We start from the raw sequence: 14,458 nt of genomic DNA, 5'->3' as shown, positions 1-14,458 counted from the left end.
CCGTGCTACGGGTCAGCATCCTATGAGCCCAGGTCCCAGGCCGAGTGGATTTTGGGCACGTCGCTGATCAGCTGCCGCGTATAGCTGTGCTGCGGGTTCAGAATGATTTCCTCCGCGGGACCGCTCTCTACGATTTTCCCCTTTTCCATAATATAAATCGTATCACTCACATAGTAGGCCAGACCCACATCATGAGTGATAAAAATAATCGTCATCTCATTCTCATCCCTCAGCTTCAGCAGCATATCGAGAATCGTAGATCTGGAACAGGCATCGACCATGGAGGTCGGTTCGTCAGCGATGAGTACCTTGGGATGCAGCATAAAGATACGGGCAATCATCAGCCGCTGCATCTGTCCGCCGGACAACTCGAACGGATACTTGTTGTGCAGTTCCTCAAATTTGAGATTGACGAAGGAGCAAGCCTCCTTCATTTTGAGGTACTGCTCCTCCTTGCTGAGCTTCAGTCCCTGCAGCTTGATGCAGTCTATCAGCAGCTTCTCTACTCTGTAAAAGAGATTAAAGGACGAGAACGGGTCCTGAAAAATCGCCTGGATATCCTTCCAGTACCGTTTCCGGTCGGAATGGGATTTCAAGCGTCGAGGCTTTCCCTTATACTCGATGCTGCCGCCTGATTCCTTAAGGAGTCCCATCATCATTTTTGCCAAGGTGGTTTTGCCGCTTCCGCTCTCCCCAACAAGGGAAATGATCTCCCCCTTATGAAAGTCAAAGTCCACCGCATCAACGGCCGTTGTCTTCTGAGTTCCGTAACCAAACACCTTGGTCAGGTCCTTACCCCGGATCAATAGCTCACGATTGCTCATGCGCATACCACTCCTTCAGAATTTCCGTTTCAAAATGGCAGCGGTATTGGTTGCTTCCGTTCGTATGAACCGGTACTTTTCCGACACGGCATTCATCTTGTGCATACGTGCAGCGCTCCGCAAAGCGGCAGCCTGGGGGGACCTGCTTCAAGTTCGGAGGAGCACCGGGAATCGCCGCCAGCTTCTGCCCCTTCATGCCTTCCTCCGGTACGAGAATGGAGCCCATTAATTTTTTCGTATAGGGATGGACCGGATCAAAAATCATCTGCTCCGCCGTCCCTCTCTCGACGATTTCACCCGCATACATGACCATAATGTCGTCCGTGACATGATATAAAAGCGGCAGCTCATGCGTGATAAAGACCAGCGAACGGATATACTTTTTATCCAGCAAATCCTTCATCAGCTTGATGACCGCCTTTTGCGAAGTAACATCAAGAGCAGAGGTCGGCTCATCCGCAATCAATACCTTGGGATTCAAAATGGTCGAAATCGCGATGACGGTCCGCTGCTTCATCCCGCCGGATAGCTCATTCGGATACGACTTCAGCACCTTTTCGGGTAAATTGAGTGTCTTGAAGCGCTCTGCCGCCAGCTCCCACACCTGCTTTTTGGATAATTCAGGGCGATGCTCCTTCAAAATATCCTCGATAAAGCGGATAATCCGCAGCGTCGGATTCAGCGCATTCATGGCTGCCTGTGGAATATATGCGATTTCGCGGCCTGACACCTGCGAGCGGAGCTGCTCTTTACTGAGCTTCATAATGTCGTTTCCGTGGATTCGGATGGACCCGCTTCCGTAATGCAGTGGCGGGAAATAAAAGCCCATCAGGCTGAGAGCCAGCGTGGATTTCCCGCATCCCGACTCGCCTGCGATCCCCAGCGTTTTTCCTTCCTCCAGCTCAAAATCGACACCATCTACAGCGAATACCTTTTCCTTGAGTCTGGTTTTATAGTATGTTTTGAGGCCGCTGACTTCCAGAATATGAGTGCTCATACGCCTAACTCCTTATCTTCGGATTGAATATTTCATCCATGCCCGTATTCATCATATACAGGGAGAACGTGATCAGCGCGATCGACAGCGCCGCAGGAATAAATGCCCACCATGCCCCTGCCACCGGCGCTTCAAACACCAGTGCCCAGTTCATAATGATGCCAAGCGAAATGGTATTGTAAGGACCAAGGCCCAGCATGGAAATCGACGCCTCCGACAGGATGCCTGATGCCGTCTGTAGAACAAAGGCCATAACGACATATGATGCAATATAAGGAAGAATTTCAAACACGATAATTTTTGGTGTGCTGTGGCCGGAAATTTTGGCGATATGAACATGGTCGCGTCCCCGGAGTGACGTGGTTTGTGCCCTCACGGCCCTCGCGGTCCACGGCCAGCTGGTAATGCCGATAATAATCGCCGTCACCAGTGAGCTGCGCGAATTGATACTTACCGATATTAGAATCAGAATGACAAAGGATGGTATGACGATAAAAATATTGGTGATGGCTGTCAGAATATTATCGACCATGCCGCCGATGTATCCCGAAGCAAGACCGATGATGAGACCGATGACTGTTGCGAACACCCCTGCGATCAATCCTACCCGGATGGAGGTCTGAATGCCGTACATCAGCTCCAGAAACAGATCGCGTCCGAAGTTATCTGAGCCAAGCCATAGATTCGCATCCGGCGGCTGGAAAGCAAGAGCCATCATCTCCAGCGGATCCTTCCGGTTGATTTGGGGATAGATCAGCACGAGAGCCAGCATGAGCAGGAACAGAAGTGCTCCGATCATGAACTTGGGCGATTTGAGGAGAATAACGAAGGAATTTTTCATCTTACTCTTCCTCCATTTGCGCAGCTTTAATTCTTGGATCAATCAGGCCATAGATCATATCGATGGTGAAATTGGCCAGAAGTACAGTCACGGCAATCAAAAGTGTACAGCCGGAGATCAACGGATAATCCAGCTGGCGGATCGCCGTAAACATCCAGGTGCCAAGCCCCGGATAGCTGAAGACAATTTCACAGATGAGCGACCCGCCCACCATGGTGCCGATGGAGAGAGCCAGTCCCGTGATTTGCGGAAGCATGGCATTGCGGAACACATATCTTGCGATCTTCGAATCCCGAATGCCGAGCAGCTTCGCGTACAATACATAATCAGCATTCAGCTCATAGATGGACATTTCACGCATCCCGATGGCCTGCCCGCCGATCGTCACGAGCACGATAGATAGAAACGGCAGCGTATGATGCCGGATGACCGAGCCGATAAAGTCGAAGCTGAGGCTTGGAATCTTCTGAAAATCATACCCTCCAGACAGCGGAAACCAGCCCAGTGAGAGCGCAAACAGATACAGCATAATAATCGCGAGCGTAAAAAAGGGAATCGAGTTGATAAACAGTGCCACAGGAAAGATAGCTTTATCAAATACACCTTTTTTGTAAGCGGCAACCGCTCCGAGAACATTCCCCAGAATCCAGCCAACCAGGATGGCAGGCAGCTGCAGACCAATAGTCCAGGGTATGGCGGAAGCCAATATGTCCGTTACTTTTTTCGGATAAAGGCCAAAGGAAGTTCCGAGGTCACCTGTAAACAGGTTCTTAATATAGATCACAAACTGCTGCCACAGCGGCTTGTCGATGCCGAACTCCTTCATAAAGGTCTCATATACACGCTTAATGGTGTCGCTGTCCGTCATGCCTTGGGACATTTGTGACACAATAATACTTACTGGATTTCCTTGAATCATGCGGGGCAAGAAGAAGTTAAGCGCGATGGCGATCACCAGCGTCAACAGATACCAAAACAGCTTTTTGATAAAATATCTCGAATAGGCGTTCAAGAAGCTCCCCCCTTCGGACAATCCGGCAGAATTAGTATAATCATGCAGCCCGTGAAAGAGAGCCTGCATAAGGGGCGGCAGTTGTATGCTTCCCTTATGCAGGCTGACAGCAATTAGTTATGGATTTGGTACAATGCCCGAACGCCCGCACCATCCATGGCAATTTGCGGAGGAATATTACTGCCGTCCCCATCAACAGGGAAGCCTTTCCATACGGACTCATTCACGGTATGGAATACCCACGGGCGGTACATCAACGGTACAGAAGGAATATCCGTCAGCCAGATTTTCGTCAGATCGGTATAGAGGGATTTCAGCTCCGTCTCATCCGTGACGGTCGGAATTTTATCAATAATTTGATCGGCCTTTTCATTTTTATAACGTCCCCAGTTCCAGAAAGCCATCTCGCCCATAGGGGCAACGCCCTTGGAGTACATGATGGTCATGGCACGGTTCCAAGGCTGGCTTGGGTTAACGCTGCCCGCAGGCGTGTTCATGATAATATCGAATTTGCCGGTTTGCAGATCATTGGTCCATACCGGAGCTTCAGGGAATTTGGTGCGGATCTCGATGCCGATTGCTTTGGCGCTTTGAGCGACGATTTCCAGTGCCGCGTTCCAGTCGGACCATCCGTAAGGACATTCCACTTCAAATGGCCCGAGCCGGGTGCCGTTCAGCACACGAATGCCATCCTTGCCCTTCTTCGCTCCAATTTTGTCGAGCAGCTCGTTTGCCGCTTTCACATCGGTGGTCCATTGAAGCGATTTGATGGCATCCTTATCCACATATTTCGATTCCGCATCGGTATTCAGCGTCAGTGAAGGCTCCATGGCTGCCGAATAACCGCTCATCGCGAGATCTGAAATTTTCTTGTAATCGATGCTCATCGCAATCGCGCGGCGGACATCGGCGTTATCGAGTCCTTTCTGGGACAGATTAAAGAAGATGGATGGCATGGAGCCCGGTACATAGTACGGAGCATCCTTCAGGTAAGTCTTGATCGGCGCCCCATTCTTCCACATATTCCACACCTGCGGAATGAACTGCTGCGACACATCCACCTGACCGCTCTTGAATGCCAGGTCTCCGGCCGCGTTATCCTTATAAATCACATGCGTAATATATTTAGGAGCCGGCAGTTTGCCAAACAGCGATTTGCCCCAATAATTGTCGTCTCTGGCAATGGTGATCTTCTGATCGTTGTAGAAGTACATTTTATACGGACCTGTGCCGACCGGATCCGCATTCACTTCCTTGCGGATGGCAGTTAGATCATTATTCGATTTCTTTTCGATTTCCTCCCAGATATGCTTCGGCAGCATGGGAATAAGCTCAATGCTGTCCAGAACGGTCAGTTTATTCGGGTTATCCTTGTTCAGCTTAATATTGACAGCATTTGCACCATCAGCCGTGACATCGGAAATATAGGTCCAGTAGCTGCTCCAGTTGATGTCATATTTCTTGCCGAGCTGATAAGTGTACACAACATCATCCGCAGAAAACGGCTGACCGTCACTCCACTTGGCATCCTTGTTCAGCTCTACATGCAGCGTATCGTCCTTCCATTCATACTTGCTGCCGAGCAGCGGCTCAAGCGCGCCATCCAGCTCGTTGATCATAAAGAGGGTCTCATACACAAGTTCTCTGGAGTTGCCGTAGTTAATCGGGAATGCCGGGTTGCCGCTCAGCAGATTGAAGTTCGTTGGTGCTCCCCACTGCAGGCCATTAATGTATAGCGTTTCATTTCTCGGAGTTTCCTTAGCGTCTCCCTTGGCCGGTTCAGCCGCAGGCTCCTTGGCCGGTTCTTTCGTTGTCGTATCTGCCGGTGTCTTGTTCTCATCCTGCGTCTTCGGTGTTTCCGTTGCCGATGGCGGCTGCACGCTTTCACAGCCTGCGATGAGAACCGCTGCCATAAACAATGCGACCAGCGGCTTGGAAGCAATTTTCAGCTTCATGTGAATTCCTCCATTCATCACATTCACAACCTCATATTGGAAGTTGTGCAGAACCTAAAACGTATTCTGCAAGCGCTTTCTTGTAAAAATGTATGTCGCCTCCTGTAAATCATGACTGAAATATTTTTAGCATTCCAGCAAGTCTCGTGATCTAGCATTTCCATGGTTTGAGCAAGCGCAGAAAAGGCCGCCCCATCAGTAAGGGCGACCTTTTTAAGCAAGAATAGATATAGACGGTTTTACGCTGCGCTTCTGCGCGAAATAGCGAACAATGCGGCCCAGATCAGCACAAACCCGCAAGCCTGGGCTATGGTCACAACTTCATTAAATACAATCCAGTTAATGAGCACGCCCACCATCGGGAAGCTCAGTTCCGCGAGTGTGGCTACCGATGCTTTGGTCGTAGTCAAACCTTTATAATAGACGAGCAGGCTAAACAGTCCCGGAAGCAGCGCCTGACCCAGCAGATTGATTGATACTGCCGCAAGCGGTCCAGCACCCGTTGGAATCTGCCAAGGATCGCCTTGGTTGAGGGTAATACCGATCAGCAGCGGCAAAGCCAGAATAAACCGGAGGGAGGTTACAGTCTCGTACTCCATTTTACCCACCATCAATCTTCCCATTACTGTAGAGCCGCCCCAGAGTGCCGCAGCACCAAGGGAGAGCAGGCTTCCCACTTTCACGAATTCATTCAAATGTCCGAATGGGAATGTAAATCCGAAGGTCAGCAGGTATGTGCCTCCCAAAGCCAAAACCAGCAGCCATCCGAATTGATTCGGCAGCTTTTCCTTCAGCAGCATGCGTGCCATCAGAATGGCGAATATCGGCTGCAGCTTTTGAAGCAGCAATACGGCATTCAAATTCCCGTGGGTCAACCCCAAGGTGAAAAGTATCGTTGCAATGGCCGAGCCACCCCATGACAGGAACAGCAGAGCACCGATATGGCGCAGCTTGAGACCTCTCATTTCGGAACGATGTTTCCAGAGAACAGGGAAGACAAACAAAGCAATCACCACATGCTCCAGTAATACAATCTGCGTCGGAGTGATATGCTCCCGAAGCAAAATAATGCGAAAGAGCGGATCTGCTCCCCATAACGCCGCACCGAGAACTACCAGCCAAAAGCCGGTTCTCGGCCGATCCGCCTGCTTGCTCGCTGCGGGATTCAACTTAATCTTGCTGCCTACGTTTTCCATTTTCTTGATCCCCTTGCCTGAATACGGAGTCAACATTGGAAAACCCCCGCTCATCGACATACATCGACAAAGGCGGGGGTTGATCAAATAAGCCTGTCGAAATTGTAAAATTTCGAACAAACCTATCTTTTTGATCTTCTCCCATCCGGACTTTACCGTCGGCCCTGGAATCTCACCAGGTCAGTCGCTGCTTCAAACCACAAAACAGCGAGTCGCGGGCTTGACGTCTGTCTGCTTTAATCGCAAAGGACGTTCACCGCCGGTCAGGAATTTCACCTTACCCCGAAGATCCATATTCATATTTTTAGTATTTGTTAAACAGATCATACCATGATTTCACATCATCGTATGTTAAAGCCATCACATTGGTTACTTACGATAGTATAGCACATATCATAGCTCCGGTGTCGGATTATTTCAATAAGGATTTTTTTCCATCTTATAGAAACATTCGATCAAACTTATTTTTGCTGCAGCAAAGCCAGAATAACTACAACCGCTTCCGCGCGGGTCGCGTGGGCACTAGGCGCAAACAGATTGCCGCTTCTTCCGTTCATAATGCCTTTCTTCGCCGCCTCCGCAGCATATGGCTTGGCCCAGTCAGGGATGAGGCTGCTGTCAGCAAATCTCAGCTTACTGGAGTCTTTTGCGACTTCAGCCGCATTCAGCGAACGGATGGCCATGGCTGCCATTTCAGCGCGAGTAATAAGCTTGTTGGGCCCAAATGCACCATTTTCATAACCGTTCATGATGCTGCGGCTGACTGCCTCTTCTACATATGCGAGCGCCCAAGCCGGAATCTGTTTCGCATCCGTAAACTGTACCGGCTGATGGGCGCCCCCGTCGGTTCCTATGGCCCGGATCAGCATCGCTGCAAACTCAGCCCGCGTGACTTCCTTGTTCGGAAGGAATATGCCATTCGAATATCCAGTAATCCAGCCCTGCTGCACCGCTTGAATGATAGCATCTTGTGCCCAATGACCGTTGATATCTTTCAGAGTGACTTCGGTGGATGTTGAGCCTTCTTCGACGGTATACGAGGCTTTGACATTCGTTCCTGCTGTGTTCAGCTTGGAATCCACCAGCTTGACATCATGGATGGACAGCTGCGCAGCTCCGGTCTGCAGCCTCTTAAACTTGACGACAGCCAATTGAAGCGTACCGTTATCCCCAGCGGTTTTGCCAACCTTGGTATGAGCAATCCGGATGTCGCTATTTTTGACGATCGGATCAATGGAAAAGCCGCTAGCTCCTGAAGTGGCGCTTTGATAGGCAAGCTTCTTTGCATCATAAGTCAGCATGAGGTCGTAGGCGTATAAATCTTTAAGATGCTCACCGGTCACAACGATCTTAACTTCGCTTCCGCTGGAAGTAGACTTTAAAGAGATGGAAGGATCAGCATCAGCTGCCAATGCAGGCGTTCCTGAAGCGAGCCATCCGAGTAACATCACTAAACCGAATATTGCGGCGAATTTTTTCAGCATTAGTACTCTTCCTTTCAGAATGCAAATCGCAGGAAACAGCCTTAAGCTGCGTCCTGCGATCCATTTTTTCAGAACATGTTAATCCATGCTTATTTGGTATACCAGTCTCCGATAATCATTTGAGCTACAGCAGCCAGTGCACGTATTGAGACTTCACCCTCATTGAAGAGATCAGCCTGTGCTACCCGGCTCCAGTTGCTATCGGTCGATTTAATGCCAAAATATTTAGCCAGGATGGAGAGGTCCTGAACCGAGATTTTACCTGCGCCCGGCACCAGCGTAATCAGCTTGGACTGGAAGCTTGCCACTGCGCTGCTCAGCGCGGAAACCGCCGTATCCACCTGTGACTGGGTAGCGGAAGCATCGTTTTTAACCGATACGGCCGACTGAATCACAGTTTGCAGTGCTGACTTGGCTGCGGCCGGATATTGCCCGATCTTGTCACCCGCGACTGCCTTGTCATACAGGCTTTGGGCAGTGGTGATCGTGGACGTTAATGCTGTTTTGTCCGTTGGAACGGATGGAACCGGAATGACGGCGTTTCTAAACGTATTCACCGCTTGTGTCAAAGCCGCCAGCGCCGAATTGATCTGTTCCTGGGATGAGGATGCATTGCCGTATACCCCATTTGCCGCTTGAATGGCTGCCAGCAGGTCAGTCTTCGCTGCAGCAGGGTATTGTCCCGGCTCTGTTCCGGTAACCGATTGATCGGCCAGCTTCTGCGCATCCTGAATGGCTGTGAGAAGTGCGCTTCGGTCAGCGGATATGACCTCAATATGAACGGCATCTGCTCCGCCGGCAATCTCCTGCGAGGAGCTTTCCGAAGACGCCTTGAATGAAACAAAGGACATATCCGCGGTTCCGGATGCATCCGTCTTGAGCTTGCCATGAAACTTAAACAGCTCTCCGCTGTCCTTTACCGCATGTTCTTCTCCTGTCGTAGCCAGCAAGAGGCGAATCTGGCCTTCTTCCTGCTTGATGCCTGTAGCCAGCAGGTTCAGCCCCTCCCGGGACGTAGTCACCGCATTTTCAGCCAGGGCAAGGTTCCCTTCCTGATCCGTTTCCGTATCAAAGGTAAATTTGGAAGGATCATATTGGATCGTAACATCCAAGGCTGTGGAGGCATTGGTCAGTTTGCCTGTACCTACAGACAGATCCACCGGTGAGCCGGCATATGCGGAAGCAGGGCCTGTCAGCGTCGCCGTATTGTCAGCTTCTCCGCCTGTCGCTGCCGTTACAGTAATCCCGACATTCAACAGGTCGCTGCCGCCCTTGCCATCCTCAACCTTGAAGGAAGCCGTATAGCTGCCCTCCACTTGCGGTGTCCATGAGAAGCTGTGAATTGCAGCATTGAAGCTTGCCCCTTCAGGCAGCGTAACTGCTGAATAGACAAGACTATCCTGATCCGCATCCGCGGCATGGATTGTAAAAGATAAAACCGATCCCGCTTGCACCGTTTGAGGATTAACTGCAGTGAAAACAGGAGGATGGTTCTCTGATCCTGTCGCAGCCACGCGGATATCACTCAGATTTAGCAGCTTAAGTTGATATGCTGTTTTAAAGATAGACGAAATACCGGTAATATCGACATTCGTTCCTTCCGGAAACGACTGCTTTAATGTGTCCGCATTCACGCCTGTACGGCTGTCCACACGCACACGGCTTGTTGTGCTTCCGTTCACCAGATCAAATTCAAGCGATCCGGTCACAGTCGCAAAATTGCGAACCGTAACGTTCTTAAGGGTAATCAGCTTGCCCTGGTTGCTGTCATTGACAGCGTCTTGAACGACAGGTGTCGGTGCCGGAATGTCTGCCCCGTTATCCAGCTTGGAGACCTGTACTTCACTCATCAGCTCCACCTCAGAGTTGTAGACGGTTTTCTGGGCTGTGATTTTGATCTTGTCGCCGACATGGTAACCCGTAGCCTTGCCCGGGTATACATAGACACCGGCAGTAGCGTCCTGCAGGTAAAATCCGTTTCCGCCAAATGCGCCCGGTTCGGATGTAATAACGCCTTGTACCGTTACATAACTGCTATCTGCCGCCGTTCTGGCGCTGGCAATCGTGGTCAATTCGGGAATGGTTACGACCGGACCCGATTGACCTGATCCATAGGATCCGGCTTTATACGTGGAAGGGTCGTACCATTTGTATCCGGCTGCCGGTGTTGTCCATGGCTCCGTACCCGGAATTTCAGCCGAAGTCGCCGGATCCTCAAGCGTACCGAGCAGCGGCGTTGGCGAATCGAGCGTGATGCCTTTATTTTCAAAAGTCGTGTAATCCTCATGCTGAGCCAGCCATTCTACGGTTTGGACCAGGAAAACCCCATCCTGCCCCTCATCCTTAAATCCATCGAATGTGGTTTTCTTACCGCCGTTATCTTCACGTACATAAGCAGGGCTTGAATCTTCTACCGGCGAAGAATCTCCGATGAAAGCCGCCTTGCCTTTTTCCAGTTTGGATATAGCTGCGTATGGTCCTTCTTCAACACCGCCGTTCTGGTATACGCCGCCTTTCGGAAAGTTTTTCTTATCGCTGGCTTCGACGGCATTACTCCAGCCGGGAACGTTTTTCGGCAGGTAGACTACACCCTTGACCCGCTTTGGATCAAGAATCACCATAGTCGAGCCGCTGTGCATTTCAACGTCATTAACACCTGCCGTGATACCGAAGGTTTGATCATATTTCACGGCATCCGTCTTCGTCACATCACCCACAGAGTTGTAACGGAAACGGACGCCGAAGTTTTGTCCCAGCCAATCCGTGCTGGTTACGCCCTGCATTGCACCGGAAGCTGCCTCTGCCGTCGACATGCCTTTGGCTGGATCACCGAAAGCCCCGCGGCGGTAGCCGTTCATAACCTCCGAGGAATCCCAGCGGTTAAGATTCCGGTCGGAATTATAATGGTCCGAGATAAAGAAGATACTGCCGCCTTCCTTAACATATTGCAGCATCGCGTCCTGTTCGGAGGCTTTAAAAGGAATATTAGCTTCGCCAATGATAAACACGTCATACTGCTTCAGCTTGCTGAGCGTTATGGTCGGATTATCATAGGATTGTGCATTCATCGGAAGCGTTCTTTGCAGCGCGTCCACCTGGAAATTCGCTTTTTTCAGACCATCCGCAAAATCGGAAAAGGCACCATCAATGACCCAATCCGCAGCACCTGCCGTCTGGCCATGAGTCTCGTCAAAGAGTACCTTTTTGCCGCTGCCGTCTGGAAGCGTTGTTGGAACGCCGATATTTTCGCTGCCAGGATCTGCCGGATTCGGAGTACCGCCGCCGGTGCCTGGATCTTCTCCGCCAGACTCACCAGATACGGACATCGCCGTTGGCGTCTTGATGCCCGACATGCCGCTGTATGTAGCCAACGTTCCCGTGACCTGAAGCTTTTTGCCCAGATTAGCAGGGTTCGCCTTCAGCCCAATTGAAGGGCGATAGGAAGCGGACACTTGAACATCAATTAGCTTGTTTTTATCGGTTTCACTCGATGAATCCGCGATCAATACGTTTAAGTCATCCTGAAAACCTGAGAAGATGAGCTTGGAATTGTATACCTCACCGACAATATAGCCTTCAACCGTAGCTGCCTCTCCGCTGTTGTTCTTGGCAAGAGCCTCTGCGACAGTAAGCGCAGAAGCCGCAGCTTGGGCCGGTATGTAGCCAAATGCGCTGGATAAAATCAAAATGAGTGCGAATAAGGAACCAGCAAGCTTCCTGTTACGGGTTTTCAAATGATTGGCCATATTCATTCCTTTCACTTCCTCCTTCATTCTTTTAAAAGTCACGATCCCCTTAAAGGTAGCATCCCTCTATTATTGCAATTAGCTGAATCTGTAAAATCTTATAATACTTTCATAAGACCGCCTCCAGCGCTATAGTAGTAGGATTTTATAATAGAAAATGAGATCATATAAGCGCCTTTTTCCTTATATTTGTAAAAAAAATACAGAGGTCTCAGGTCATCCTGAGCCTCTGCTTTTCTTTATAAAATGGGATATGTTAACTATTGTATATATGACTTACAGTCCAACCTGTCAGTTCTTGGATTTTAATATGGATACACCTTTTCTCTGGAAGATGCTGCGGCTTCTGTTCCCTGTCTACACAGATCGATCCTGTAAATGCCGTAGCCCTGCGTGTTGACCCGCCCTGTATACTCAAGCTGCGGGAAGTCTTTTATATATTTAACTGCATCCGGAGAAGAGGTGAAAGTGATATTCACCGGATTGGCAATAGGAACGAAGCTCCAATTTTCCTCCGCAAGTCCATCAAGACATCCCTGCTCCGCAATATAATCAATTAGTACCTGGCGGTTTTCATCGGCTGAGTCCAGTACCAGTTCTGCCTCCCGGAGACCCGGGAAGTTGCCGCCTCCGAATATGCGGTAATTGCTCGATACCAGGATAAATTCCTGCTGTGGATCAACCGGTTCCCCCTGGTAACAAAGGTTTACAATTCTGTTCACGCAAGGGTCATGCAGAGTACCGTCCGGATTGTATCTTGCAGGCCGGGTAATGTCTACCTGATACGTGATTCCGCCGATCACATCAAAATTAAAAACCGCAAACAGCGGATTCAGCAGCGGCTGCTCCTGCGTTTCATCCGGATCAATATGATTATATATGCCGGCACTCATCTCTAACCATTCCTTCACTGCAGCACCAGTCATTTTAACGCCCTTGACGGTATTGTCGAACAAATACAGCTCCGTTGCGCTTTTGATGGCGACAGGACCTGCAGGAATATCCGCATACTCCTTAGGTCCGTTCCGTCCCGCCTTAAACGGTGAACCGACGGAGAGCACGGGAAGATGCTGCAAATGCGGTGCCGAAGAAGCCAGCCAGCGGCGGGCATAAGCACACTGGGCATGGTTCAAAAGCTGAACGGAGGCATCCTCCTGTACCAGGGAAAAATAGCTGTGCAAAGGAGCTTCGACCCGGCCAATGGGGGCATTCGCGTACATGATCGTATTTTGATGTATCTCTTGCAGTATTTGCCCCATTTCCCGATCAGCCTCGGCAAGCTCCCTCCCTTGAAGACGATCATACACATCTCGGATCATGGACTTTCCATGAATCACCTGCCATCTTCCATCCAGCTGCTGTAGCGACAAATCAATGATTCCAAGCATTGAACCGCCGTACCCGGCCTGCACGGCCGGCAATCCGTTGATCGTCCCATCCTCCAGACGAATGGCGGGCAGCGGACTCTCATGCTCTCCTTTAAAGGCTGGATTCAGGGACGCAAAATCCGCAGCCGGAAAAATTTGATGCGTGTGGGAAAAGGTGATGGCATCAATGCCCGGTACCAGGCTGAGGGGCAGCACCGCGTTTTCAGCGTTATGATCCACCAGCGATACGTTGCCATCAAATCCCGTATGGGCAAGAGCAATGATAATATCCGCACCTTCCTCTTTCATCCGCGGAACCCATTCCAGTGCGGATAGCACCATATCTTTCACCTGCACCCTGCCTTTCAAATGCGTCTGATCCCAGTCCAGAATCTGCGGGGGCACCAATCCGAAGAAGCCAATGCGAACATCATGCGGCATTCCGGAGCTATCCGTACAGGCTTTGGTCAAAATCACATAAGGCAAATAACGGTTTACCGTATATCCGCCGTCACTTCCTTTTTCATCTATATACACATTCGCGTTGACATAAGGAAAATCGGCACCTTCGATAACCTTATCCAAATAGTCCAGTCCATAATTGAATTCATGATTTCCAAACGTCGCCGCATCATAGCCCATCGCATTCATCATTTGAACGGCAGGGTGAATGAATGGCTCTCCTTCGGAATCGCGGGAGGGAGCTATACGTGCAGCAAATGTCCCCAGCGGGGTGCCTTGTATCAAATCCCCATTATCCACGAGCAGGCTGTTTTCCGCTTCAGCCCTTGCCTGTTTTACCAGAGAAGCCGTACGGACCAATCCCAGGGAAGGATCCTGCTGATCCCGGTAATAATCGTAATCCATCAGACATGCATGCACATCCGTCGTCGACATAATCCGCAGCATTATGGTAGGGTCAGCATCTGCTTGCTTATTCACCAATGATTCATTTTGACTGCCATTCACCTGAAACCACTCCCTTTTTTTCCTCGATGTATCATGATTACGCCCATTATACCGCTCAAACATTAAA

General features: G+C 50.2%; 9 protein-coding genes and 1 riboswitch. All 9 genes read right to left on the bottom strand.

The features are described from left to right. Positions 1-20: 20 nt before the first annotated feature. The 9 genes from KJS65_RS24325 to KJS65_RS24285 all read right to left on the bottom strand — a co-directional run bounded on the left by KJS65_RS24325 (position 21) and on the right by KJS65_RS24285 (position 14,391). Positions 21-824: an ABC transporter ATP-binding protein gene (locus tag KJS65_RS24325; RefSeq protein WP_213652431.1), complete on the bottom strand. Its 804-nt coding sequence runs from the start codon at positions 822-824 to the stop codon at positions 21-23. Further along, positions 811-1,821, bottom strand: a complete 1,011-nt coding sequence (locus KJS65_RS24320) for an ABC transporter ATP-binding protein (RefSeq protein ID WP_213652430.1) — start codon at positions 1,819-1,821, stop codon at positions 811-813. The genes KJS65_RS24325 and KJS65_RS24320 overlap by 14 nt, the downstream gene beginning before the upstream one ends. A 4-nt stretch (positions 1,822-1,825) precedes the next feature. Then, positions 1,826-2,662: an ABC transporter permease gene (locus KJS65_RS24315; protein ID WP_213652429.1), complete on the bottom strand. Its 837-nt coding sequence runs from the start codon at positions 2,660-2,662 to the stop codon at positions 1,826-1,828. Between the two features lies 1 nt (position 2,663). Next, positions 2,664-3,674, bottom strand: coding sequence for an ABC transporter permease (locus KJS65_RS24310; protein ID WP_213652428.1), 1,011 nt, complete (start codon positions 3,672-3,674; stop codon positions 2,664-2,666). A 113-nt stretch (positions 3,675-3,787) separates the two neighbouring features. Next, the gene (locus tag KJS65_RS24305) at positions 3,788-5,629 is read right to left on the bottom strand and encodes an ABC transporter substrate-binding protein (RefSeq protein WP_213652427.1); all 1,842 of its coding nucleotides are present in this window, start codon (positions 5,627-5,629) and stop codon (positions 3,788-3,790) included. A gap of 239 nt (positions 5,630-5,868) precedes the next feature. Continuing rightward, a complete protein-coding gene (locus tag KJS65_RS24300) occupies positions 5,869-6,825 on the bottom strand; it encodes a DMT family transporter (protein ID WP_213652696.1) in 957 nt (318 codons plus the stop codon). 129 nt (positions 6,826-6,954) lie between these two features. Further along, positions 6,955-7,119: riboswitch (FMN riboswitch) on the bottom strand. A 167-nt stretch (positions 7,120-7,286) separates the two neighbouring features. Continuing rightward, positions 7,287-8,309 carry an S-layer homology domain-containing protein gene (locus tag KJS65_RS24295; RefSeq protein ID WP_213652426.1) on the bottom strand — a complete coding sequence of 341 codons (1,023 nt, stop codon included), beginning with the start codon at positions 8,307-8,309 and terminating at the stop codon, positions 7,287-7,289. 89 nt (positions 8,310-8,398) lie between these two features. After that, positions 8,399-12,055: a DUF6359 domain-containing protein gene (locus KJS65_RS24290; RefSeq protein WP_374706219.1), complete on the bottom strand. Its 3,657-nt coding sequence runs from the start codon at positions 12,053-12,055 to the stop codon at positions 8,399-8,401. Between the two features lie 305 nt (positions 12,056-12,360). Beyond that, positions 12,361-14,391 carry a bifunctional 2',3'-cyclic-nucleotide 2'-phosphodiesterase/3'-nucleotidase gene (locus KJS65_RS24285; RefSeq protein WP_244864784.1) on the bottom strand — a complete coding sequence of 677 codons (2,031 nt, stop codon included), beginning with the start codon at positions 14,389-14,391 and terminating at the stop codon, positions 12,361-12,363. Between the last annotated feature and the right edge of the window lie 67 nt (positions 14,392-14,458).

Source organism: Paenibacillus sp. J23TS9, from assembly GCF_018403225.1.
Lineage (GTDB): Bacteria > Bacillota > Bacilli > Paenibacillales > Paenibacillaceae > Paenibacillus_AQ.
This window is presented reverse-complemented; position numbering and strand designations above follow the sequence as displayed.

Excerpts from the sequence above, each read along its gene's own strand:
- KJS65_RS24325 (WP_213652431.1), bottom strand. The coding sequence starts at position 824 with ATGAGCAATCGTGAGCTATTGATCCGGGGTAAGGACCTGACCAAGGTG.
- KJS65_RS24320 (WP_213652430.1), bottom strand. The coding sequence starts at position 1,821 with ATGAGCACTCATATTCTGGAAGTCAGCGGCCTCAAAACATACTATAAA.
- KJS65_RS24315 (WP_213652429.1), bottom strand. The coding sequence starts at position 2,662 with ATGAAAAATTCCTTCGTTATTCTCCTCAAATCGCCCAAGTTCATGATC.
- KJS65_RS24305 (WP_213652427.1), bottom strand. The coding sequence starts at position 5,629 with ATGAAGCTGAAAATTGCTTCCAAGCCGCTGGTCGCATTGTTTATGGCA.
- KJS65_RS24300 (WP_213652696.1), bottom strand. The coding sequence starts at position 6,825 with ATGGAAAACGTAGGCAGCAAGATTAAGTTGAATCCCGCAGCGAGCAAG.
- KJS65_RS24295 (WP_213652426.1), bottom strand. The coding sequence starts at position 8,309 with ATGCTGAAAAAATTCGCCGCAATATTCGGTTTAGTGATGTTACTCGGA.
- KJS65_RS24290 (WP_374706219.1), bottom strand. The coding sequence starts at position 12,055 with ATGGCCAATCATTTGAAAACCCGTAACAGGAAGCTTGCTGGTTCCTTA.